This window comes from Asanoa sp. NPDC050611, assembly GCF_040654855.1.
In the GTDB taxonomy this organism is placed as follows: Bacteria; Actinomycetota; Actinomycetes; order Mycobacteriales; family Micromonosporaceae; genus Asanoa.
In genome coordinates this window covers 1-6,358 of sequence record NZ_JBFAIU010000392.1, presented here as the reverse complement: position 1 = coordinate 6,358, position 6,358 = coordinate 1, and the positions used below count along the sequence as shown (strand labels likewise).

Annotated in this window: 8 protein-coding genes; 4 read left to right on the top strand and 4 right to left on the bottom strand. The window is 73.5% G+C overall.

Annotated elements, in window-relative coordinates; all coding sequences use genetic code 11:
* The coding region (gene ribA, locus AB0H87_RS36105) for a GTP cyclohydrolase II RibA (RefSeq protein WP_360156366.1) at positions 1–459 on the top strand (459 nt) is incomplete at its 5' end.
* Complete coding sequence (gene ribH / locus AB0H87_RS36100) at positions 459–926, top strand: 6,7-dimethyl-8-ribityllumazine synthase (protein ID WP_360156363.1); 468 nt, start codon at positions 459–461, stop codon at positions 924–926. The genes ribA and ribH, both read left to right, overlap by 1 nt.
* Here the strand turns inward: ribH and AB0H87_RS36095 are convergent.
* The gene (locus AB0H87_RS36095) at positions 923–2,614 is read right to left on the bottom strand and encodes an MOSC and FAD-binding oxidoreductase domain-containing protein (RefSeq protein ID WP_360156360.1); all 1,692 of its coding nucleotides are present in this window, start codon (positions 2,612–2,614) and stop codon (positions 923–925) included. The genes ribH and AB0H87_RS36095 overlap by 4 nt on opposite strands.
* A gap of 238 nt (positions 2,615–2,852) precedes the next feature.
* On the opposite strand from AB0H87_RS36095, the gene AB0H87_RS36090 reads away from it, so the two are divergent.
* Together AB0H87_RS36090 and AB0H87_RS36085 are read left to right on the top strand one after the other, a co-directional pair.
* Entirely contained in the window at positions 2,853–3,443 is a 591-nt protein-coding gene (locus tag AB0H87_RS36090) for an ABATE domain-containing protein (protein ID WP_360156357.1), read from the top strand.
* 35 nt (positions 3,444–3,478) lie between these two features.
* Positions 3,479–3,871 carry a helix-turn-helix domain-containing protein gene (locus tag AB0H87_RS36085; RefSeq protein ID WP_360156354.1) on the top strand — a complete coding sequence of 131 codons (393 nt, stop codon included), beginning with the start codon at positions 3,479–3,481 and terminating at the stop codon, positions 3,869–3,871.
* On the opposite strand, the gene AB0H87_RS36080 is transcribed toward AB0H87_RS36085, so the two are convergent.
* The 3 genes from AB0H87_RS36080 to AB0H87_RS36070 all read right to left on the bottom strand — a co-directional run.
* Positions 3,851–4,813, bottom strand: a complete 963-nt coding sequence (locus AB0H87_RS36080; protein WP_360156351.1) for a quinone oxidoreductase — start codon at positions 4,811–4,813, stop codon at positions 3,851–3,853. The two genes, AB0H87_RS36085 and AB0H87_RS36080, sit on opposite strands and share 21 nt — an antisense overlap.
* Before the next feature lie 14 nt (positions 4,814–4,827).
* Positions 4,828–6,012, bottom strand: a complete 1,185-nt coding sequence (locus AB0H87_RS36075; protein ID WP_360156348.1) for an MFS transporter — start codon at positions 6,010–6,012, stop codon at positions 4,828–4,830.
* Positions 6,013–6,129: 117 nt separating this feature from the next.
* Positions 6,130–6,358, bottom strand: a 229-nt coding sequence (locus AB0H87_RS36070) for an ATP-binding domain-containing protein (protein ID WP_360156345.1), incomplete at its 5' end; no start/stop codon positions are given.

The window sequence follows — 6,358 nt, the reverse complement described above, 5'->3', positions numbered from 1 at the left end:
ACCGGCGACGTGTTCGGGTCGCTGCGCTGCGACTGCGGCCCCCAGCTGTCCGCGGCGCTCGCCCGGGTGGCGCAGGAGGGGCGCGGTGTCGTGCTCTACATGCGCGGCCACGAGGGCCGGGGCATCGGGCTGCTGCACAAGCTGCAGGCCTACCAGCTGCAGGACATGGGCCGGGACACCGTGGACGCCAACCTCGACCTGGGCCTGCCCGCCGACGCCCGCGACTACGGCACGGGCGCGCAGATCCTCTACGACCTGGGCGTGCGCTCGATGCGCCTGCTCACCAACAACCCGGCCAAGCGGGCCGGCCTGGAGGGCTACGGGCTCACCATCGTGGGCCGCGAGGGCCTGCCGGTGCGCCCGCACCCGGAGAACGTCCGCTACCTGCGGACCAAGCGCGACCGAATGGGACACCTGCTCGACGCGCTCGACGACGTCGACCTTGCGGAGGGATTCTGATGGCCGGTTTCGGCGAACCCGATGTGGCCACCGTGGACGCGGCCGGCCTGACGGTGGGCATCGTCGCCGCCCGCTGGCACGCGGAGCTGACCGACCACATGGTCGACCGGGCGGTGGCCGCGGCCAAGGCGTCGGCGGTCACGGACGTCGCGGTCGCCCGGGTGGCGGGCTCGGTGGAGATCCCGGTGGTGGCACAGGCGCTGGCGAAGAAGTACGACGTGGTGGTGGCCCTGGGCGTGGTGATCCGGGGCGCGACGGCGCACTTCGACTACGTCTGCCAGTCGGTGACCGAGGGCCTGACCAGGGTCGCGCTCGACGCGGGCAAGCCGGTCGCGCATGGCGTGCTCACGGTCAACACGCTGGAGCAGGCCCAGGACCGCGCGGGCCTGCCGGGCTCGGCCGAGGACAAGGGCTGGGCGGCGACGATCGCCGCGCTCGACGCGGCCCTGGCCATCCGGGCCGTCTAGAGGTCGAGAACCACTTCGCCGCGGGGGCGGGAGCAGCAGATCAGGGCGTTGCCCGGGCCCGGTGGCTCCAGCGGGTCCGGGTCGTAGTCGAGGTCGCCCGACAGCAGGCCCGTCTCGCAGGTGTGGCAGACGCCCGTGCGGCAGGACCAGCGGGTCGGCACGTCGCACGCCTCGGCCAGTTCGAGCAGCGAGCGGCCGTCGTCGGACATCGGCACGGTCAGGCCGCTGCGGGCGAACGTGACCGCCGGGCCGGTGCCGGGCGGGCCCGGCGGTGGGTGCGGCTGGCGGCGGGTCTCGCCCGTGACGCCCGGGTTGATCGCCGAGCGGGAGGCGAACAGCTCCACGCGTACGCGGTCGGGCTTCATGCCCGAGTCGACCAGTGCCGCCCGCATGTCGTCCATGAACGAGTCCGGACCGCAGACGTACGCGTCGGCCTCCGTCGGCATCGCCAACGCGTCCAGCGCGGCCGCGGTGAGCCGCTGGTCGACCGCGTAGAAGACGTGCTCGTGGGCGTTCGGCAGGCTCGCGATCAGGTCCCGGGCCTCGGCGGCGAACGGGTGGTGGCGCGGGTCGTGCGCGGCGTGCACCCACCAGATCTCGCGCTGGTCGTGGTCGGCCGCCAGCCGGTGCAGCATGGCCAGCACGGGCGTGACGCCGATGCCCGCCGAGATCAGCAGCACGGGGTCGGTGCCGGTGGCCAGCAGGAACTCGCCCCGCGCGGCACCGACGTCCAGCAGCGTGCCCGGCCGCAGGGTGCCCTCCTGCAGCAGGCCGCTGACCGCGCCGTGCTCCTCGCGCTTGACGCTGATCCGGTACGCGGCCGGGTCCGACAGCGAGTAGGAGCGCACGGGCGCGGGCGTGCCGGCGCCCGGGAACCGCAGCGTCAGGTACTGACCGGCGGCCGGCACGGGCAGCGGCTTGTCGTCGGCCGCGGCCAGGTAGATCGAGGTGACCGACGCCGTCTCCGGCACCACCCGGGTGACCCGCAGCGAGCGGAAGCCCGTCCACGGCGGCTTCCGGCCGGTCGGGATCGGCGCGAGGCCGCCGCCACCGGAGAGCACGTCGTGGAACGAGGCCTGCCAGCCGGGGCTCAGCGCCGGGATGTCGAGCGCGTCGCGGATCCGGTCGTGGTCGGGGTCCGGCAGGTACAGCAGGGCGTCCACCTCGGCGACGCTCACCCGGTGCGGGCCGACCCGGGTCCGGGTGATCTCGTCGCCGGCGCCCACCTGACCTTCGGTGATCACCCGCAGGTAGAAGCCGGGACGGTGGTGGGCGACCAGCAGCGCGGGCAGTTTCGGCTGGCCCAGCCGCATGCCGACGCGGAAGCACGTGACCCGCGGCTGGGTGACCTCGAACTCGGCGTCGCCGATCCGGTAGCGGTCGCCGATGTGCACCTCGTCGTCAGCCAGCCCGTCGACGGTGAAGTTCTCGCCGAACGCGCCGAAGCCGCCGAGGTCCTGGTCGAAGAACGCGGACCAGTGCGCGTACGAGTCGGTCTGGTAGACCAGCACCGCCCGCTGCTCCCCGCCGTGCCCGGCGAGGTCGCCCTGGCCGTCGCCGTCGATGTTGAGCCGACGCACCATCCGGCGCCCCTCGACCGGCGCCTTCCACACTCCGGTGTGGACCGTCCGGCCCTGCCACCGCACGTCCTTGGGCAGGCCGACGTTGACCGACAACAGGGTCGCCATGGCCGCTCCTCCTCTCGCCAACGTAGATCGGTGGCAGCGGCCCGACAACGGGTGTCACCGCCGCCGGTCCGCTCGGCCTGGTTCCGCTCGAGTCCCACATGTCACACCAGCCGCTCCCAGTCCCATCGCGCGCCTCTCTAGCTAACGCATAACTCGACATTAAAAGCATTAGCCGACGGCGCGCAAGCGGTTCCGTGGGAAACTCGCGGTTGTCTCACCTAATGGATAGGCTGAAGCTGTGAGCATCAGTCTGGCCGACGTCCAGCGGGCCGGCTTCCCGATGGGCGGCGAGCCGGTGGTGGCGCTCGACCTGGTCGACACCGAGATGCTCATGACCGACCCGCCGCAGGACCTGATCGCCGACCGCGCCGCCGCACAGGCGTGGTGGGGATTGCAGTCGGGGCGCCTGCCGGGCGGCCCCGCGCCGAGCCTGGCGGCCACGCGGACCCTGCGCACCGCGCTGCGCGACCTGTTCGACGCCCACCTGACGGACCGCCTTCCGCCGGCCGGCGCCCTGGACGAGGTCAACGCCGCGGCCGCCGCCGTGCCGACGAGCCTGCGGCTCCACCTGGCCGACGGCGGCTATCGCGAGGACGTGCACTGGCACACCGACCGCGGCGGCAATGCGGCGCTGGCGGCTACCGCACGGGGCGCGATCGAGCTGCTCGCCGACCCGGCCCGGCTGGCCCGGCTGCGCCGCTGCGCCAACGCCGCCTGCTCGATGCTGTTCCTCGCCGAGACCACCCGCCGCCAGTGGTGCACGCCCAACATCTGCGGCAACCGCGCCCGGGTCGCCCGCCACTACGAGCGGACACACAAGCGGAGCTAGGTTTGGAGATCGCGTCCCGAAGGGGGTGGCAGGCGATGAACCCCGACCGGCCGGTCACCGAAGTGATCGGTGCGACCTGTGACAACCGGCCGGACACGGTCGCGTTCGTCCGTGACCTGTTCGGGCGCCTGGGCGAGAAGTGGCCCATGCGGGTGCTGGACGTCCTCGCCAACGGGCCGACCCGGTTCACGGCCCTGATGGCGGCGGAGCCCGACATCTCGCACCGGGTGCTCACGGCGACATTGCGCACTCTGCAGAGCGACGGGATGATCCGCCGCACGGCGTACGCCGAGACGCCGCCGCGCGTCGAATACCAGCTCACCGACCTGGGCGAGAGCTTCCTGGCCCACGCGCACACGATGGTGGCGTGGGCACAGGACCACCAGAGCGAGATCGAGCTCAACCGGCTAGGCGGTCAACACCAGTGAGCCGGTGCTGCGCCGCGACTCCAGGTCGCGGTGCGCGTCGGCGACCTCCGTCAGCTTGTACGTCGTGAACCGTGGCGCCGGCCCGCCGGACAGCAGCGCGAACAGCTCGTCCGCGATGGCCTGCCGCTCGGCCGGATCCGGCACGGTGCCACCCAGGTCGGGCGTGCTGACGCGGACGCGCTTCGCGGCGACCGACCGCTCGTCGAGGTCGGCCGGTCCGGACGAGTTCCCGAACCGCACCAGGCTGCCGCCCTCGGCGACCGCCCGCAGCGACAGGTCCGCCGTCGCGGCGCCCACGCCGTCGAGGACCGCCGTGACACCGCGCGAACCGGTGCGGCGCAGCACCTCGGCGGCGAGGTCTCCGGAGCCGAGGACCAGCACCGGGTCGGCGCCGGCCGCGCGGGCCGCCGCGACCTTGGCCGGCGAGCCGACTGTGCCGATCACGGCGACGCCCCTGGCTGTGGCCCAGCGGGTGATCAGCGAGCCGACACCGCCCGCCGCCGCGTGCACCAGGGCGACGTCGCCGGCGGAGAGTCGTGCCACCCGGTCGACCAGGGCGCCGGCGAGCAGGCCCTTGGTGGTGACCGCGGCGGCCAGCTCGAACGGCACGTCGTCGGGCAGGCGCAGCAGCATCGCGGCCGGGACGATCCGTTCCTCGGCGTACGCGCCCGGCACGAGCGTGTAGGCCACGCGGTCACCCGGCGCGAAGCCGGTGACGCCCGGGCCGACCGCCGCCACCTCGCCGGCGCCCTCGACGCCGAGCGTGAGCGGGAAACCCGGCCCGGGGATCGCGCCCGCGCGGAACGCCAGGTCGATGAAGTTCACACCGATCGCGTGCTGGTGCAGGCGCACCTCGCCCGGTCCTGGTTCGCCGACGGTCTCGTGCTCGACCGTGAGCGCCTCCGGGCCCCCGTACGCGTGCTGGTGAATGACGATGCTCATGGTTCGCTCCTTTCTCAGACGCCCTTGCGGGCGAGGTAGCCGAAGGCGGCGGCGGCCACCGCGGTGACGCCGGCCGCGACGAACAGCGTGGACACGCCCGCGGAGTCGACGACGACTCCGCCCAGCCCGGCCCCGATCGCGATGGCGAGCTGCAGCACGGAGATCAGCACCGCCGAGGACGCCTCGGGCGCGTGCGGGGTCGCGCTGAGCATGTGCGTCTGCAGGGCCAGCGGCACGAGTCCCCATAGCGCACCCCAGGCGACGAGCGCGATCGCGACCACGCCCGCGAGGCCCGCCAGCGCGGGCAGCAACGCGAGGATCGCGCCGAAGGCCAGCGCGGCGCCGGCGAACGTCACCATGTGGTCGCGTTCGACCAGCCGCGGGCCGGCCAGGTTGCCGATGATGCCGGCGACGCCGTACCCGATGAAGAACAGGCTCGCGACGCCGGAGCTGAGCCCGACCCGCTCCGCCAGGTACGGCGTGATGAACGTCGACGCGGCGAACTGGCCGACGGTCGCGACCGTGCCGGCGACGAGGATCGCCCGCGCGACCGGCACCCGGAACACGGCGCGCAGGTGCGCCAACGTCATCCGTCCGGCCGCGACGATGCGCGGGAGCACCGCGAACTCGGCCGCGACGATGAGGCCGGTGACCGCGGCGGCGGCCGCGAACGTCTCGCGCCAGCCGAGCAGCGCGCCGAAGAACTGGCCGGCCGGCAGGCCGATCACGGTGCCGGTGGACAGGCCGGCGAGGATCACGGCGGTCGCCCGGGTGCCGGCACGTTGCCCGACGAGCCGGAAGCCGAGCGGCGGCACGACCGCCCAGAAGCCGCCGATCGCGATCCCGAGGAAGACGCGCGCGACCAGCAGGATGCCGAAGTTCGGTGCGATCGCCGCGAGCGCGTTGGAGAGCAGGACGAGGGCGCCGAGACCGATGACCATCGGCCGGCGGTCGAGTCTTCGCGCGGCGACGATCACCAGCGGGGCGGCGACCGCGGCGCTGAGACCGGGCACGAGCACCATGAGGCCGGCCGTGCCCAGCGAGACGTGCAGCTCGCCGGCGACGAGCGGCAGGAAGCCGACCGGCAGGAACTCGGTGGTCACGATGATGCCGGCCGCGAACGCGAGCACGAGGACGGCGAGCCACGACCGCCTGGTCGCCACCGCGCGCTCGGCGATGGTCGTCGTGATGGTGGCCATGGCGGTTCCCCCGTTGTCGTTCGGTGCCTTCACCTAGCGACAACGTGGGGTTCCGACGCCCTGATCCCACTCAAGATCACGCACTTTTTAGTGCGTGACTAACCAAAAGGTGCCTGCTCAGCGCAGCTCGGCGGGCAGCGGCTTCGCGTGCAGCACGACGAGGCCCGCCACCGCGCGGGTGAGCGCGACGTACAGCCGCGCCAGGCCGCGTGGCTCGGCGGCCACGATGTCGGCGGGCTCGACCACGATCACGTGGTCGTACTCCAGGCCCTTGACCAGGCTGGCCGGCACGACGGTGACGCCGGGCAGGTCGAGCCGCGCGGCCGTGTCGTCCGCCGCGACGACC

Bases quoted from the DNA above. Each gene is read 5' to 3' on its own strand.
- ribH (WP_360156363.1), top strand. From the start codon at position 459: ATGGCCGGTTTCGGCGAACCCGATGTGGCCACCGTGGACGCGGCCGGC.
- AB0H87_RS36095 (WP_360156360.1), bottom strand. From the start codon at position 2,614: ATGGCGACCCTGTTGTCGGTCAACGTCGGCCTGCCCAAGGACGTGCGG.
- AB0H87_RS36085 (WP_360156354.1), top strand. From the start codon at position 3,479: ATGAACCCCGACCGGCCGGTCACCGAAGTGATCGGTGCGACCTGTGAC.
- AB0H87_RS36080 (WP_360156351.1), bottom strand. From the start codon at position 4,813: ATGAGCATCGTCATTCACCAGCACGCGTACGGGGGCCCGGAGGCGCTC.
- AB0H87_RS36075 (WP_360156348.1), bottom strand. From the start codon at position 6,012: ATGGCCACCATCACGACGACCATCGCCGAGCGCGCGGTGGCGACCAGG.